The organism is Methanolobus profundi, assembly GCF_900114835.1.
In the GTDB taxonomy this organism is placed as follows: Archaea; Halobacteriota; Methanosarcinia; order Methanosarcinales; family Methanosarcinaceae; genus Methanolobus; species Methanolobus profundi.
Window position 1 is genome coordinate 286,920 of the sequence record NZ_FOUJ01000003.1, and the last position, 17,421, is coordinate 304,340.

Genomic DNA, 17,421 nt, shown 5'->3' on the forward strand with positions numbered 1-17,421 from the left:
TAAAAATATTGACTTGATCTTGAGCTAATGAACCGCCATAGGAAAGAGCAATAATGAATGAAAACGGATGCGAACCGGCAGATGATAAAATAAGCAGCGATCCTGCCGGATACAGGACATTATTTGAAAACAATCATGCAGCTATGCTATTGATAGACCCGCTCAGCCAGGATATCGTGGATGCAAATAATGCCGCCTGTAACTTTTATGGATGGAGCCGTGAAGAGATCACCTGCAGAAGAATATCTGACATAAGCACTCTGCCTGAGCAGGATATAATAGCTAATATCGAAAAAGCAAATAATGTTTGTCAGAGCCACTTTTTCTCCGAACATCAGCTTGCAGATGGTTCGAAGCGCAATGTTGAGGTCCATAGCATTCCCTTAATTGTTGAAGAAAAAGAACTTTTCTGTTGCACCATCACTGAGCGAAAAAATGCAGAAAGCAAATTACGCGAGAACGAGGAAATACTGAGACTGTTCATTGAGCATGCGCCGGTATCATTAGCGATGTTAGATAGGGATATGCGACATGTTGCCACCAGCCGTCACTGGATGAATGCCTTTTCCCTTGGTGACATGGACATAACAGGAATGAGCCATTATGAACTAATACCTCTGACTGACAACGAATATTATAAAGCAATTCATCAACGTGCCCTGAAAGGAGAGATCATTCGCAAAGAAGAAGATTGCATAAAGTTACCGGATGGGACACTACACTGGAGCCGCTGGGAAGTAAGACCATGGAAAACTGCCGATGGCACCATTGGCGGAATAATTATTTTCACGGAAGATATCACGGAAAGAAAGAATGCTGAAGAAAAACTGAAATATTCGATGTCACTTCTCAACGCATCCCTGGAATCAACTGCAGAAGGTATCCTAATTGTGGACAGGGAACAAAAGATCACCAAATGGAACAGTAAATTTGCCGAAATGTGGCAAATTACGGAAGAAATACTTTCTTCGCACGAGGATTCCAATGCAGTAAACAGCATTCTATCTCAGCTATCTAATCCTGATGAGTTTGTAGCTAGAGTAAAGCAAATATATGCAAGGCAAGAGGAAGCCAGTTTTGATAATATCGAGTTTGCAGACGGACGTATCTTTGAACGTTACTCTCTGCCTCAAAAAGTCGGCGAGGATATAGTTGGTCGCGTATGGTCTTTCCGTGACATCACCGAACATAAAAATGCTGAGAACAAGCTCCGGGAAAGCGAAGCACTTCTCCGTGAAGTCGGAAAGATAGCAAAGATCGGAGGATGGGAACTAGAGGTGGAATCAAGCAAGGCTTCATGGACACCCGAAGTTGCAAGGCTCCATGAAACAGATGTAGTAGATGACCTTGAAAGCGGACTAGATCGTTTCCCTCCGGGCTCAAGGGAAATCCTTGAAAAAGCAGTTAATGATGCTATTGAAAAAAGAGAACCATATGACCTGGAACTTGAATTTGTCTCTGAAAAAGGCACCCATAAATGGATCAGAACGATAGGGCATCCGCTAATAAAGAATGATAAAGTTGTAAAGTTATACGGCACGTTGCAGGACATAACAGAGCAGAAAAAGTCAGAAGAAACTCTGCGTGAGAAGACAGAAGAACTTGAGGCTTATTTCACATCCAGTCTGGACCTTCTATGCATTGCCAACACCAAAGGGGAGTTCATCCGCCTCAATCCTGTGTGGGAAAAGGTACTTGGATATTCTATTGATGAGCTTGAAGGACATGCTTTCCTGGACTTCGTACATCCTGAAGACCTGGGAGCTACTACAGCTATTATCACTGAACTGGCAAATCAAAGGCAAATCGTTAATTTTCAGAATCGCTATCGTGCCAACGATGGTTCTTACCGCTGGATAGAATGGAATTCCATGCCAAGAGGAGAGATGATATATGCGGCAGCCAGGGATATCACCGAACGTAAGCTGACAGAGGAAAAACTTCAGGAATATGCAGATCAACTGAAAACAAAAAATATTGAGCTCGATAAAGCCCTGATAAGAGCGGAAGGAGCCACAAAAGCAAAAAGCGAGTTCCTTGCCAATATGTCCCATGAGATACGCACGCCGATGAACGGTGTGATAGGAATGACGAACCTGCTTCTTACCACATGGCTGAGTGAAGAGCAGAAACAATATGCAGATACTATTAAGAAAAGCGGAGAATCTTTGCTTGGACTCATCAATGACATACTTGATATTTCTAAGATAGAGGCAGGTAAGCTGGATATGGAGGAACTGGATATCGATCTGAAAGATATCCTGAAGGAACTGGAATTCCTGTTGTCTGTAAAAGCCCACGATAAAGGACTGAAACTTACTTGCACGACGGAAACGGATGTACCTGCATATATCAAAACGGATCCCTTCCGGCTGAAACAAATACTGCTAAATCTTGGATCAAATGCTGTAAAGTTCACCGATAAAGGTGAAGTGGTAATCCATGTAAGCCTTGTATCTGAAATAGATCCAAATGTTACATTGCGTTTCTCGGTAAAGGATACTGGCATTGGGATCCCTGATGACAAGATAGATTTGCTCTTTAACAAGTTCACTCAGGCTGACGCTTCAACAACACGGAATTACGGAGGCACAGGACTTGGGCTTGCAATATCCAGGCAACTTGTGGATATGATGGGGGGAGAGATAGGTGTTGATAGTCAGGAAGGAAAAGGATCGGAATTCTGGTTCACTATCAGCGTTGAAAAGCACTTTAAAAACACAGGCTCAAACGCAACAGAACAAAAAATATACGATGTCACTGATCAGGAAGGCATTAAAAGATACAATACCGATCTTAGAATTCTAGTGGTTGAGGATAATATTGTTAATCAAAATGTGGCAAAAAGCATCTTGAGAAAATTGGGTATTAGTGCAGACATTGCAAATAACGGTGTTGAAGCATTAAAGACTCTTGAAGAGAACACATATGCTCTTGTTTTGATGGATGTACAAATGCCCGAAATGGACGGATTTGAAACTACCCGACAGATCCGTAACCTGCAGTCAGCAGTTCTTGATCATCATGTTCCTATCATTGCTATGACGGCGTATGCAATGAAAGGAGACAAAGAACGTTGCTATGAAGCAGGAATGGACGACTATATATCAAAACCAATTGAATTCCAGCCACTTATCAGAGTGCTAAATAAATGGTCAACGGTGCTAGAAGAAGTACCCATAAATGATGTGCCTTCAGAAAACAAGGATAGACAGCAGGAGCTACCAATATTCGATAGCCAGTCCTTTATGGAAAGAATGATGGATGATATGGATATTGCCAGGAAGATAATTGATATTTTCCTGAAAAGCACACCAAACCTGATAGATGATCTAAAGGATGCTATTGATAAAGGAGATATAAGTAGCATAAACAGTAATGCACATTCACTGAAGAGTTCTTGCGCAAACCTCAGTGGAATTATTTTGAGTAACTTAGCCGGAGAGATCGAGGTAGCAACCATGTCGGAAAAAATCGGGACTATCCGGAAGATCATACCAGAAATAGAAAAGGAGTTTGAATTACTGGCAATTGAATTAAAGAAATTCAAAATAGAGCAACGATAGTTGATCAGGTCGCTTCTTTTTGATAGAGCTTATTGCAAATAAGCGAAATCATTAAATCATTATATAGAGTTATAGTGTCGTTCACATTTGCCTCTGTGGCTTAGCGGTATAGCGGCTGATTCGTAATCAGCAGGCCGAGGGTTCGAATCTCTCCAGGGGCTTGAAATCACGGGGTTAAAAGCCCTGTGTACTTTATATTCTAAAAGAAAAGCTAATTATTATAATCAAATTAATTTATTTTTTAGTATTGGGTTGTAATCACCCGATGGTTAAAAATCAAGACTAAGAGGGCTTATAGTATAGATAAATTATATGAATGCTCTGGCAAACACTATCAATTTTATTTCAGCGCAATACATTGCAAAGATATTACCATCAATTTTATGAAGAAGTGCACAGGTACAATTCCTACCCAAGGCTCTTTAATCTAACACAAAATCATCTTCACCAATTAATTATTATTAAATCGATATTATTTTATAGAATGTGACCGATCGTGTGCTATATGTCTAAATCATCTGCAAAAACAAAAAAATCTAGGGAGAATTCAATTGTCGCCCTTATTCTTATGCTACTTTTATTAGTCCTTTCAATAAGCATCCCTGCGCTTTTCGGTGCTCCTTTCCTTATTGGTTTGGAATTAGGTTCAACTGCATTATTTATGTTTGTTATTTTGCATCTCCTCGTACTAGGATTTAAAATATTAGTACAGAAAAACATAATTGATTTTTCCTGCCAATATAATGAAGGAATAGTTAACGGAATTGAGCTCTATTTTGTTTCTATGATTTTTGTAGGAATTATAGTCTCTTATTTAATTCCAGAGACGTATTATTTTTCCAATCAAAATTTAAATAATATATATATATTTCTGAAACAGAACTCAGTTATATTCGTAATTATAGGAGTTTTACTAGGTTTCATTAGTCGTGTTGAGAATATACTAATAAAGTAGCATGGAACATAATGAATACCGGAATTGATTTGCTTTTAGGTATAATTCAAACTGGTATCATATTTGAATTTAGAAAATATGGTATTGAATACACTCCAAATGATTAAACAAGAAAATCATAATCAGAACTGGGAGTTGAAAAATATCCTTAGATAAATTGAGGAATACTTCAAAAAAGGAGAAATGGAAATTAGCAGGAACTTCCATCTTTCAGATATTCAAGTATAGAAGGCAGCTTAACACTCAGCACTTCCAAATCAGAGCCAAAGAGAGTGAAATTCTCCCATTTGTTCATTTTCTTGTTGAACTTGGAGAACTGGAGCCATTTCACAGTTGAACCATCATCTTTCTTCTTTTCTGAGATTGTAACTGCTGTGTTTGCCAGGTGTATCTTTTCACCTATCTGTCTAATTCCATATTCATTATATTCATCTGACATTCTTTAAAACCTCAATTAGAAATTGAAATATAAATACAAGAACCTTGATAATTTCACTAAAAAGAGGGCGCATTAGTAAAATGAAAACAGTACTGTTTTTGCGCAGAGATAAATCTAGTACCAAATTCAACCTGTTTTTAGTGAGGAAATGATGTTCCTCACTAGCTCCCCGCAGTGTTCGTCACATCATTTTTAGAGGGGGAGTTTGATATTTGACGGACAGAATTACTTTGTAAATCTGCCCTTTTAAAAAGGTTGGTGCGTCAATGCGCCCTTTGGTTGCATTCACGCAGGGTATTTGGTTACTTGCAAAATACACTACAGTTTGCAGGACTTGCAGTCCTGCGCAGACTTCCACTCTCGGGGAGCAGAGTTTGCCGGCTCCCCTTCGTTCCAGTCTTGCTTTTGTTACAGGATTTTAGGTGATGGGCTATTTAGGAATATGCTGCGCATACTGTAGGATTCATCGAACTCTTCCTTACTGAATTTAATTATTTGATAAACCTCTCTTAGAAAGGATAATAAAATCAATAAATTATTATGAGAGTATGTCTTTTTGATACTATGTTTTCTGATGAGATTCAAAAATTAAAGGATGTTTTATTGAATCATAACGACCACTATGAACAATTTCAAAAAAGCCTTCGTGAATCTCAACCAATTGCATTTTTCATTACTGCATCCTTGGTGATAGCTACTTTTTTAGGAAAAGAATCAACTGGACAACAATATACACTGATTGCAAGCATTGCATTTTTTTTCGCATACTTGGGGTTGCATGCATACAACATTACAAAAGATTATCCATTCTTCTATTGGTCAGTTTCTTTGGTAGTAGTAGGTATTATCTTACTGTATGCTTCATTTACAAATGTCTATTCAATTATTATTTCAAGTGACGATTATTTTAAGAAAACGCTTGCAGCTAGTATTTTTACTTCAGCACTGTATGTAATGACATGGTCTAATCTCAAAAACTGTGAGGATAAAAAATCAAAAAAATATAAAGCTAGCGAACACTTTTTATGGACATCAGTTTTGCTAATTCTAATTGCATTTCCATTATCATATATATGTAAGATGAATGATTATTTCTTATTATTTCATACTTTTCTGATTTTAATTTCCCTTTTGCTAGGATTTGCAGGTTTCTATATCGCGATTTTTCTTGATAAAAATCTAATAATGGCTAAAAACCATGATCGAAGCCGACTTTAAGAATTATTATTCCGTTTTTTGAGTAAGATTTATTACTAAGATTTTGTAGCGTTATTTACACCTCATGGGAACGCTATACAAGGCCAGAGGGGCAACCCCCTCTGGCCTCGCTACCACTCAGGTGCCGCCTCACAGACTCGTTAGCTAAGATAAGGGATTGCTTCTATAGGTGAGAATAATCCATCTTCGTTAACTATAAAAGAATAACAAACAATTAATTATCAACAAGAGCTTCAAGCTCTTTCTTATAATAATCTATATCTTTAATTAATAGGCTTCTTAAATTCTTGACCTCATTTAAGGATACAAGAAACGAGTCTTCATCACATAACTGATCTAAAAAACTAGATATTTCCTTACTGCTTTCATTTCTTGCAAGATATAAATATGTTTCAAGTTCATAGATATTATGCTTTTTGTCGTTAGTAGAAAATGAATCATCTATGAGAATATGTTCTCCACTTACATCATTTTCACTAAATGATGTAACACGAAGCAAAGGATAGTAAAGTTTTTGCAGTCTTTTTTCGATAAATGACCTTTTTTCTGATTTTGTAGTTTGGTTAAGGATGCCGTATGTAAAGAATACATAAATTGCAGTTACTACAACAAGAATCAAAGTAAAAGAAGAATTTAACAAACCTAATGTATACTGATTAATTGTGACTGTTTTTGCAATATATATTGCTAAAATATAAGCGAGAACTAAAAAACCTAATAATAATAAGAATCCCACCATACCTAGGGAATAAATGTAAAAAGAATTTTTTAATAATCTGCGAATATCAATCATATATCATGATTTTTTCAAATTGTATAATTAGTTTTCTCTGTCAATTAATGTATTTGACAACATCTACCTTCATTTCATTTGAAAATAAATAGTAAAGATATTTTTGAAAAATTGCCTGTTAAATCATATTGAGTGTCACCCGTGGCACACACGCCTTAATCGTGTACCTAAGGGAACAGGTGAAAAAAGCCATGGGAGCCGCGAAGCGGCGTAAACGCTGGGTAGGTTTAATTTTTTAATAGAAATACTGTTTTGTAAAAAAGATAGCTAGGGATTATTGGGAGAAAAAAAACACTGTTTTTACAGTACCACAAATAAGCAATACTCCAGTGGAAATAATAGGTGATTTTAAGTATTATATAAATATATTACACTGTAATATGTACCGCAATTTTGTGAAGTATCTTGTCAAAAATCCCTTAATCGCGAACATATTTTTTTTAGCGAATCTACTGTTAATAGTTTGTTTAATATGGTTTATGTTTACTGAAAATCGATATTTATCTATAATTTACATTTTAGTTGGTATGACTTTTATCTTGCTTCTTTGGAAATATCGAGACAAAAAATATTATCGTATGTTTCTCAGTGATAGAATCTCATTTTATATCCTATTTATTGGCATCATCTTTCTATTTAGTATGTTTATTTTTGCCACTTTTGGGCATAATACTACTAATGAAGATAGTGCAAGATATGTGATAAGTGCTTTACTTCAAGGAGAAGCAGCCACTTTAGCCATTGTTTTATCATTGACACTGATTGCAATACAACAAATATCTTCTTCCTACTCTATTCGATTAATGGAAGTTTTTAAGAAATCTCCTGACTTTTGGATACTCTCTGTATTTTACATCGTTAGTATTTTTTATCAAACTTGGGTTCTTAAACAAATACAACCTTCTAGTGAACTAAGTTTAGTTTCAATTATTTTTCCTAATATGGAATCACGGATTGTATTTTCAATTTCTTTAGGGATAGTTTCTTTCAGCTTATTGTTGCCTTATACATGGAATACTATTGAATTGTTGAAACCATCAACTCCAATTAAAATACTGCTTGACAAAATAAGTTCAAATGATTTTCCTTCATCTACTGGAATTAATCCTTTCACAAGAAATTTAAAATCACTTGCACCATTTTTACCTATTTATGATATAATAATTGCTTCAATTAAAAATAATGACTATGCTACAGCTTCATTTGGAATAAGCCAGCTTCAACTAAAAGTTGAAGAAATGTATTTTGATTTATTTGAAAAAAATCATATATTATATTCAGATAACTTCCATTTTCTACTTTCATACTATGAACAAATAGAGAAGATTGGAATAATTGCAATAAATAATAATGAAAACGATGTCATTTTTGATTCAATTGAATCACTAACAACCACATATATTAGTTTTGTAGAAAAAGGATTTGCTATCTCTCATTTTAATCCAATGAAACAGATTATGAAAATTGGAGTTGCATGCTCAAACAAAAATTTAGAATATGAGGTAATCCATTCAGTAGAATCTTTAGAAAAAATATTATCAACTTTAGCTGGTTCAAAAAGCAACAATTCGATGAAAGAAATTACTATTACTGTTGCTGCAATACAAATAATTTATGAATCTTGCTTAGCCAATGGACAGTTTGCTCCATGTAGAAAAGTAGGTGACATTCTTAATAGCCACCTAAACTACAACTATGATTACATGTATATTTGAAAAAAATTCTACATCCTAATTATTCACAATCTCCAAATTAACTAATAACTCTGCTATACCTCATTGTGTTGTGATTAGATCTAACTACAATACCGCGAGAAATACCAAGTTCTTTGAACTCTTTTGATAATTGCTTTGCCTGCCTGTATGTATCGACAACAACAGGTTCAAGAGTAGATTTATGACGAGGCTTAACAGGTTTTAGATTCTTTTTACGCTCTTTGTATGGTCGGATTACTCCAGAATCTACAAAGACCTGACCGAATATCTTTTTAAAGCCTATGTTGAAGGCTGAATAGAAATAAATTAGAGGCTCTTTTGTATTTTCCCATAAGCGTTTAGTTTTGAAGAACACCTTTGTGCAGTGTTCTCTGGCTGTGTCGAGGATGCCTTCAGATTTCCAGTAATTGATATAACGCCAGAGGGAACGTTCAGGTGTCTCTGTTTGTTCCTGCAAGCAACTGCCATAACATCATGATACTATAGCATATTTTGCACAGACAACATCGTGAATTAAAGGCAATAGCAGCCATGAATTCACATACAATACATGAATAAAATTATATTTTGTATAAAATAGATGAAGAGAGTAGTAAGAAAAATAGACATCATGCGCCATCAAACAATAAGTAGATATATTATAAAAAAAGAACATTAAATTAGTTATCGTATTTCAGTGGGATGAATACGATTCAGTCTACATACAGACACCAAATGTTCAATAATTGAACAAATTGCAGATAATTGCAAACACACATACGTGTGACTGAAGCAGGGATAAAAGAAGCTTGCAATTCACACCGATCCAGTGTCCTGGAAAGGTCACAACCTTGATATCCGCACATTATCGAACAAGCATACGGAAAGCAGGAAAAACATGGATAAAGATGGGGAAGGACGGACAGGCAGTAACCTGAAAAAAGCAGAAAATGAATTGCTAATGGAAGAGAGCAGATTAAAAAGCCTTGTAGAGATCCTTCAAACCAGACATAGTTCAATTCCTGAAGCACTTGATTTTGCACTTGAAAAAGCAATAGACTTCACTGGAAGTAAAGTAGGTTACATATTCCACTACAACGAAAAAACAAAGCAATTCACAATCAACTCATGGTCCAAAAAAGCAACAGAATATTGTAATATCTCTGTTGCAGAATCAGTTTACGACCTTGAGAATACAGGCGTCTGGGGAGAGCCTGTAAGGCAACGCAAAGCCATAATAGTAAATGATTTTAAAACCCGGGACCCCTTACTTAAAGGATATCCAGAGGGACACGTAGAACTTGAGCGTTTTTTAAGCATACCGATCATCAGGAAAGAAAAGATCGTTGCTGTAGTAGGGGTTGGCAATAAAGGATCAGATTATAACGAAAGCGATGCATTGCAGCTGACCCTTCTGATGGATTCTGTATGGAACGCTATTGGACTGATCGGCTCAGAAGAAGCTCTAAGAGAGAGTGAAAAGAAATACCGTGGTCTTTTTGAGAACAGTATGAGCGGCGTAGTGATAACTGAAATGCTCACGGATGAAAATGGATACCCTACGGACTATGTGTTTCTGGAAGTAAATGATGAATTTGAAGCTCTTACAGGGTTCAAAGAAGAAGATGTAATAGGAAAGCGTGTAACTGAAGTTTATCCCGGCATTGAAAAAAGAGAGAACACTATTCTTGACCTGCACCGGAATGTAGCACTTTCCGGGACCCCGTCAGTGTTGAAATATATTCAGAGGATCTAGGGAGATACTACAATATCAATGTATACAGGATCGATACGAATATCGTTGCCGCCGTATTCCGGGATATAACAGAGCGTATCGAAATGGAAAAAAAGCTCAGGGAAAGCGAGATACGGTTTAGGGAACTGGTGGAGAATGCTGAAGATGTATTATACCTTATTGAATACATACCGGAAAAGAAAATTGTATACATCAGCCCTTCTATTGTTGATATTTCAGGCTACTCTGCTGAAGAATTCTATAAAGATCCAGAGCTAACATCTAAGATCATACATCCTGATGACCGAAAACTAGCCCGGAAGATCATGGGAAGAAAAGATGAACGAACTACTATCTCCTATCGCATAATAAAGAAAAATGGAGAGATAACCTGGATAGAGCAGAGGAATCTACATTTTTACAATGAAAGAGGTGAGCTGGCAACGATTGAGGGAGTTGCCAGAAATATCACCGATTTCAAGGTCATGGAGCAAGACCTCAAGGAAAGCCAGGAAAAATATCAGATGCTCTCAGACCTGACATTCGAAGGGATCACTATCCATGATAATGGGATCATCCTTGAGGTCAATGAAGCTGTATGCCGTATGACAGGATACACAAAAGAGGATCTTCTGGGAAAGGATATTCTTGAGGTACTGGCACACCCTGATGATATTGATCACATTCGTGAACAGATGAAAAAAGAAACTGCAAAACCCTATGAGATCCGGGTCATCAGGAAGGATGGAACAGTATTTCCTGCAGAGATCGAATCTCACACCTTTACATATAAAGGTGGGAAGGTACGGGTAGCTGCAGCAAGAGATATAACGCAGCGTAAAAAAGCTGAAGAAAAATTACGTGAGAATGAAGCCCACCTGGAAGAGGTTGGAAGGATTGCTAAAATTGGTGGGTGGGAACTAGATCTGGCATCAGGTGAGGCCATACTAACTGAGGAGATCCATAATATCACTGATGATCATGGAAAGGTCGATCTTCAGAAAGGCTTAGACCGCTATACATCCGGATCTAGAAAAATACTCGAACAAGCAATTGATAACACGGTCAGGAAACATGAACCTTTTGACCATGAACTGGAACTTATATCAGCAAAAGGCATCAAAAAGTGGGTCAGAGCAATTGGAAACCCGATAATTCAAGATAATAAGGTCACAAAGATAACAGGTACACTTCAGGACATAACACAGCACAAAAAAGCTGAAGAAAAGCTTCAGAAGAATGAAGCTCTCCTGACTGAGGTCAGCAGGCTCGGCCAGATCGGTGGATGGGAACTTGATGTTGGCACCAATAAGGTCACATGGACAGATGAAGTTGCAAGGATCCAGGGAAAAGAAGATATCTCAGACCCGTCAGAAAGCCTGAAGCTTTTCCTCCCGGAATCAAAAGAGATGTTGCAAAATGCTCTCAAAGATGCTGTGGAAAAAGCTGAACCTTATGAACTTGAGCTGGAAATGATCACAGCAAAGGGAGAACATAAATGGGTCAAGGGAATTGGAAAACCTTTAATTGAAGATCATAAGGTTGTAAAATTAACAGGCACATTGCAGGATATCACTGAACTTAAGAATGCTGAAGAAAAACTGCGGGAAAGTGAAAGTCGTGTCAGACGTAAGTTGAATGCCATTGTCGATCCAGAAGGAGATATCGGAGAACTGGAACTTGGCGACATTATTGACAAAGATGCACTGGAACCCCTTATGCATAATTTTTACCGGTTGACCAGCATCCCTGTTGGCATACTTGACCTTAAAGGTAATGTTCTGATCGCTACTGGCTGGCAGGACATATGTATGAACTTCCATCGGAAGAATACTGATAGCTGTAAACACTGCGTTGAAAGTGATCTGGAATTGAGCCGCGATGTAGCACATGGCACATACAAGGCTTACAAATGCAAGAACAATATGTGGGACATGGTGACACCCATAGTAGTAGGTGGCATACATATGGGTAACCTCTATCTAGGTCAGTTCTTCCTGGAAGACGAGGAGATACCATACGATACTTTCAGGACCCAGGCAAAAGAATATGGGTTCAATGAAAAGGAATATCTGGAAGCACTTGAGAAAGCGCCACGCTGGAGTCAGGAAACTGTCAAAGAGACTATGGAATTCTATATGCGCCTGACCGATATTATGACATCACAGAGCTATAGTAATATCAAACTTGCAAGGACGCTTAAGGAAAGGGATGAACTGTTAACCTCCCTACATGAAAGTGAGGCAAAGCTGAAGATGTTCATAGAGCATGCACCGGCTTCTCTGGCGATGTTCGACAGGGATATGAGATACATATCTGCAAGCCTCCGTTGGATTGATGATTTTTCCCTGGATGTTCAGGACATTATTGGCCGATCACATTACGAAATATTCCCGGAGGTAGGTGATGAATGGAGATCGGTACATAAGCGGGCTATGAAAGGGGAGGTTGTTCGTAGTGAAGAAGACCGTTTCGAACGCATGGACGGAACCATACAGTGGTTGCGCTGGGAAGTACGACCATGGAAAATGGCCAATGGCACCATTGGTGGTATCTTAATTTTCTCAGAAGATATCACAGAGCGTAAACTATCACAAGACAAACTTCGTGAGAGCGAGTTACTTCTTACCAAAGTGGGAGAGATCGCAAAGATAGGCGGATGGGAACTTGATACAATATCCGGCGAGATCACATGGACATCAGAAGTTGCAAGGATCCATGAACTGGACTCAGAAGAACCTGAAGAATTGGAGATAGGACTTGAACATTATCTTCCGGGCTCAAGGAAAATTGCTGAAAAGGTACTCAATGAGGCTATAGAAAAGGCCGAACCCTATGATGTTGAACTGGAATTCATAACATCCAGAGGCAATCATAAATGGGTAAGAACAAGTGGTATCCCGAAGGTCATTGACGGAAAGGTCGTGAAAATAACAGGCATACTGCAGGACATCACAGAGCGCAAGGCAATGGAACAGGAACTTGCAGAGAGCAGGGGAAAATACCAGATGCTTGCCGATGCCACAGTTGAAGGCATAATATTCCACGAGAACGGCGTGATCCTCGATGCAAATGAAGCAGTGACCCGCGCTACAGGATACACGAAAGAGGAGATACTTGGAAAGAACATACTAAAAATGGTCATCCACCCTGATGACCAGAAAATTGTTCTCCGGCAGATGCAAAATGAGCGTGCAAAACCCTATGAGGTCCGATGTATCAGAAAAGATGGATCTGTATTTCCTATAGAGATCGAGTCATATAACATAACATATAGAGGAAGGAAGATCCGTGTTGCAGCGATAAGGGATATCACAGAGCGTAAAGAAGCTGAAAAGGAACTAAAGGAAAGTGAAGAAAGATTCAAGGTCCTGCATAATGCTTCCTTTGGTGGTATCCTCATTCATGACAACACACAGATCATTGATTGTAATTACGGCCTGTCCGAGATAACCGGCTATTCATATGAAGAAATTATCGGAATGGAAGGTTCTTCGCTAATTGCAGAGGCTTATCGGGACATTGTAACTGAAAATATCCAAAATGGTTACGAAGAGCCATATGAAGTGATGGGACTCCGCAAAGACGGTAGCGAGTATTACCTACAGCTACATGCAAAGAGCATTCCCTATAAAGGAAAAAAGGTAAGGGTCGCGGAGTTCAGGGATATCACGGAGCAAAAGAGATCGGAAGAAAAACTGTTCGAGAACGAGGAAAAGCTGAGATTGTTCATTGAACACGCACCGGCAGCTTTGACAATGCTGGACCATGATATGCGACATATAGCTGTGAGTCAGCGATGGCTTGACGACTTCTCCCTTGACATGAGCATCATAGGAATGAACCATTATGAGGCAATGCCATATGTAAAAGAAGAATGGAAAGATCTGCACCGCCGGGCCCTTGAAGGAGAAGTGTTCAGCAGTGATGAAGACTACCTGATGAAAGATGATGGCAGTGTACAATGGCTTCGCTGGGAACTCCGCCCATGGAAAACGGTCGATGGTGGTATTGGTGGCCTTATAATCTTTGCAGAGGATATCACGAAACAGAAAGAAGCCCAGGAAAAACTACAGAAAAGTGAAGCCCTCCTCAATAAAATGGGAAATCTCGCGAAGATAGGAGGATGGGAACTTGACCTGGTATCCGGGAAACCTACATGGACAACTGAAGTTGCAAAGATACATGAATTGGATGAGACCGAAACAGCAAATGTTGAGATGGGACTATCATATTATCCTTCGGGATCAAGGGAGATAATTGAAAAAGCTATAAATGATGCCATTGAAAAAGCCAAGCCGTATGAACTTGAGCTGGAATTCATTACGGCCAAAGGGAATCACAGGTGGGTCAGTACAAGCGGTTATCCAATAATCGTAGATGGAAAGGTTGTAAAAATAACAGGCACACTACAGGACATTACAGAGAAAAAGAATGTAGAGAAAGCCCTTCTTGAAAAGACAGAGGAGCTTGAGCGGTATTTCACATCAAGTCTGGACCTTCTGTGTATCACCAGTGCCGATGGCAAATTCATTCGTCTTAATCCTGAATGGGAGAATGTGCTCGGATATCCGATAAGCGAACTGGAAGGCCAGTATTTTATGGATCATGTTCATCCGGACGATAAAGGAGCTACATTCGAGAAACTCACGGACATGTCCAAAAAAAGGACCATCAGAAACTATGTAAATAGATATCGTACAAAAGATGGATCATACAGATGGATCGAATGGCGTTCTGTACCTATAGGGGATCTTATCTACGCTGTGGCCAGGGATATTACTGTACGAAAAGCAGCAGAAGAAAAACTGCGCGATTATGCTTATGAACTGGAAATAAAGAATAAGGAGCTTGATATAGCCCTTAACAGAGCAGAAGAGGCCACAAGAGCAAAAAGCGACTTCCTGGCAAATATGTCCCATGAGATACGCACTCCAATGAACGGTGTGATCGGAATGACCGAACTCCTCCTGACAACAGGATTGACGGATGAGCAGGAACGCTATGCAGGCACTATCAGAAACAGTAGTTATTCATTGCTGGAAATTATCAACGACATACTTGATATTTCCAAGATAGAGGCAGGAAAGCTGGAACTTGATGAGATCGACATTGACCTGAATGATGTTCTGGACGATCTGTCATCCTTACTGTCTGTTAAGGCGTACGATAAGGATCTGGAACTTATATGTGCAGCTGACCCGGATGTTCCTGTAAATATCAGGGCCGATCCGATACGCCTGAAGCAGATCCTTATCAACCTTTCAGGGAACGCTATAAAGTTCACCAGGGAAGGAGAGGTCACAATAAACGTCAGGATGGAGTCAGAGACCGACAAAAAAGTGACATTGCTTTTTTCGGTCAAAGATACAGGCATTGGAATACCCGAAAGTAAAAAGGATATTCTTTTCCAGAAATTCAATCAGGTAGACACTTCAACAACACGCCATTACGGAGGTACAGGACTTGGGCTGGCAATTTCCAAACAGCTTGTAGACCTGATGAATGGTGAGATCGGTTTTACCAGTGAAGAGGGAAAAGGATCGGAGTTCTGGTTCAGAGCTAGCTTTGAAAAACATTCCAGAGGGAAAAGCATAGACAAACACCATGCTAACCTGGAAGGCATACGTGTACTTGTAGTGGATGATAATGCAACGAACCGCGAGGTCATTGTTAGAATGCTCAGGTCATGGAAAATGATAGTTGAAGAAAAAGCAGATGGTTCATCTGCTATTCAGAGACTTTTCAAGGCACATGAAGATGGCAATCCTTTCCAGATAGCTCTGCTGGATATGCAAATGCCGGGAATGGATGGAATGTTGCTGGGACGTATCATAAGATCGGACCAGGATCTTAGAGGTATAGAACTGGTACTGTTGAGCTCTGCAGAGCATATGCCTGACAACTGGAAACAGAACAAAGCTAACTTTAAGGCATGCCTTGCTAAGCCGATCAAGAATTCAGAACTATTGGCAGAACTAACCGCCATCGTATCCGGTGATGATAAAAATAACATAAAGGAAAGCATTGGGACTGCTTCAGTGTCCAGTGATCTGCATGGGAACAAAGCAAGAGTACTGCTTGTAGAGGACAACATTGTCAACCAGCATGTTGCACAGGGCATGCTACAGAAAATAGGGATAGTGGCAGATGTTGTGAACAACGGCCTGGAAGCAATAGATGCCCTTGAAACAATAGACTATGATATTGTACTGATGGACATACAGATGCCCGAGATGGATGGCCTGGAAGCATGCCGCCACATACGCAACAGGCAATCATCGGTGCATGATCATGCCATACCAATAATTGCGATGACGGCACATGCAATGAAAGGAGACATGGAAAAATGTCTGGAAGCGGGCATGAGCGACTACATATCAAAACCAATATCCATTAACACACTTTCTGAAAAGCTGGTCAAATGGCTGAAACCTTCCGAAATGAAAGAACATCACCCAGACAATGAGCCGGACGAAAATGATAAACACCTCATATTTGACAAGCAGTACTTTATGGGTAATATTATGCATGACACCAATATGGCCAGAAAGGTCATTGAGATCTTTAATAAAAATACACCTGATCAAATAGAGGAACTTAAAAAAGCTATTATCAGAAAGGACAAAGAAGAGATCATCAAACATTCACACTCCCTTAAAGGATCATCTGCAAGCGTTGGAGGAATGGCACTAAGCAACATCGCCGCGGAAATAGAGAACGGGGCCATGACAGATGATATGGATAGCATCCAGGATATGGTGGAGAAACTGAATACTCATTATGAATTATTAACAGAAGAACTTGCCAGGATATGATCGACAGAAAGGCGATAATTAACGATCCTTAAGTTCGTCTTAAGCTATCGGGTTCTATTATACCTACTGTTCATTCCCTTGATACGAAAGTAAATGGCAGTTGTCACCTACACAAAAAGCAGAGCATATGCCACTATCATCGGACATAATGAATGATTTTATATAATAATACTAATAATAATATTTGCAAGCATATTTTATTA

9 protein-coding genes and 1 tRNA gene are annotated in these 17,421 nt (G+C 38.8%); 7 read left to right on the forward strand and 3 right to left on the reverse strand.

The window, feature by feature from the left end:
* Nucleotides 1-53 precede the first annotated feature (53 nt).
* From BM008_RS08840 to BM008_RS08850, 3 genes are all read left to right on the forward strand, one after another.
* Nucleotides 54-3,566 carry a PAS domain S-box protein gene (locus tag BM008_RS08840; RefSeq protein WP_091936151.1) on the forward strand — a complete coding sequence of 1,171 codons (3,513 nt, stop codon included), beginning with the start codon at nt 54-56 and terminating at the stop codon, nt 3,564-3,566.
* Between the two features lie 89 nt (nt 3,567-3,655).
* A tRNA-Thr gene (locus tag BM008_RS08845) sits at nt 3,656-3,727 on the forward strand.
* Between the two features lie 344 nt (nt 3,728-4,071).
* Complete coding sequence (locus BM008_RS08850) at nt 4,072-4,521, forward strand: hypothetical protein (protein ID WP_143072324.1); 450 nt, start codon at nt 4,072-4,074, stop codon at nt 4,519-4,521.
* Between the two features lie 190 nt (nt 4,522-4,711).
* On the opposite strand, the gene BM008_RS08855 is transcribed toward BM008_RS08850, so the two are convergent.
* Entirely contained in the window at nt 4,712-4,960 is a 249-nt protein-coding gene (locus BM008_RS08855) for a hypothetical protein (protein WP_091936154.1), read from the reverse strand.
* A gap of 564 nt (nt 4,961-5,524) precedes the next feature.
* On the opposite strand from BM008_RS08855, the gene BM008_RS08860 reads away from it, so the two are divergent.
* Nucleotides 5,525-6,178 (forward strand): hypothetical protein, encoded by a 654-nt coding sequence (locus tag BM008_RS08860; protein WP_143072325.1) that lies wholly within the window; start codon nt 5,525-5,527, stop codon nt 6,176-6,178.
* 214 nt (nt 6,179-6,392) lie between these two features.
* Here BM008_RS08860 and BM008_RS08865 read toward each other — a convergent pair whose 3' ends face one another.
* A complete protein-coding gene (locus BM008_RS08865) occupies nt 6,393-6,971 on the reverse strand; it encodes a hypothetical protein (RefSeq protein WP_091936157.1) in 579 nt (192 codons plus the stop codon).
* Between the two features lie 527 nt (nt 6,972-7,498).
* Here BM008_RS08865 and BM008_RS08870 point away from each other — a divergent pair.
* Nucleotides 7,499-8,686: a hypothetical protein gene (locus BM008_RS08870; protein WP_143072326.1), complete on the forward strand. Its 1,188-nt coding sequence runs from the start codon at nt 7,499-7,501 to the stop codon at nt 8,684-8,686.
* A gap of 37 nt (nt 8,687-8,723) precedes the next feature.
* Here BM008_RS08870 and BM008_RS08875 read toward each other — a convergent pair whose 3' ends face one another.
* Nucleotides 8,724-9,143 (reverse strand): hypothetical protein, encoded by a 420-nt coding sequence (locus tag BM008_RS08875; RefSeq protein ID WP_091936161.1) that lies wholly within the window; start codon nt 9,141-9,143, stop codon nt 8,724-8,726.
* A 420-nt stretch (nt 9,144-9,563) separates the two neighbouring features.
* Between BM008_RS08875 and BM008_RS08880 the strand changes: the two genes are divergently transcribed.
* Nucleotides 9,564-10,421 (forward strand): GAF domain-containing protein, encoded by an 858-nt coding sequence (locus BM008_RS08880; RefSeq protein WP_091936162.1) that lies wholly within the window; start codon nt 9,564-9,566, stop codon nt 10,419-10,421.
* 83 nt (nt 10,422-10,504) lie between these two features.
* Nucleotides 10,505-17,218 (forward strand): PAS domain S-box protein, encoded by a 6,714-nt coding sequence (locus BM008_RS08885; RefSeq protein WP_091936164.1) that lies wholly within the window; start codon nt 10,505-10,507, stop codon nt 17,216-17,218.
* Nucleotides 17,219-17,421 lie beyond the last annotated feature (203 nt).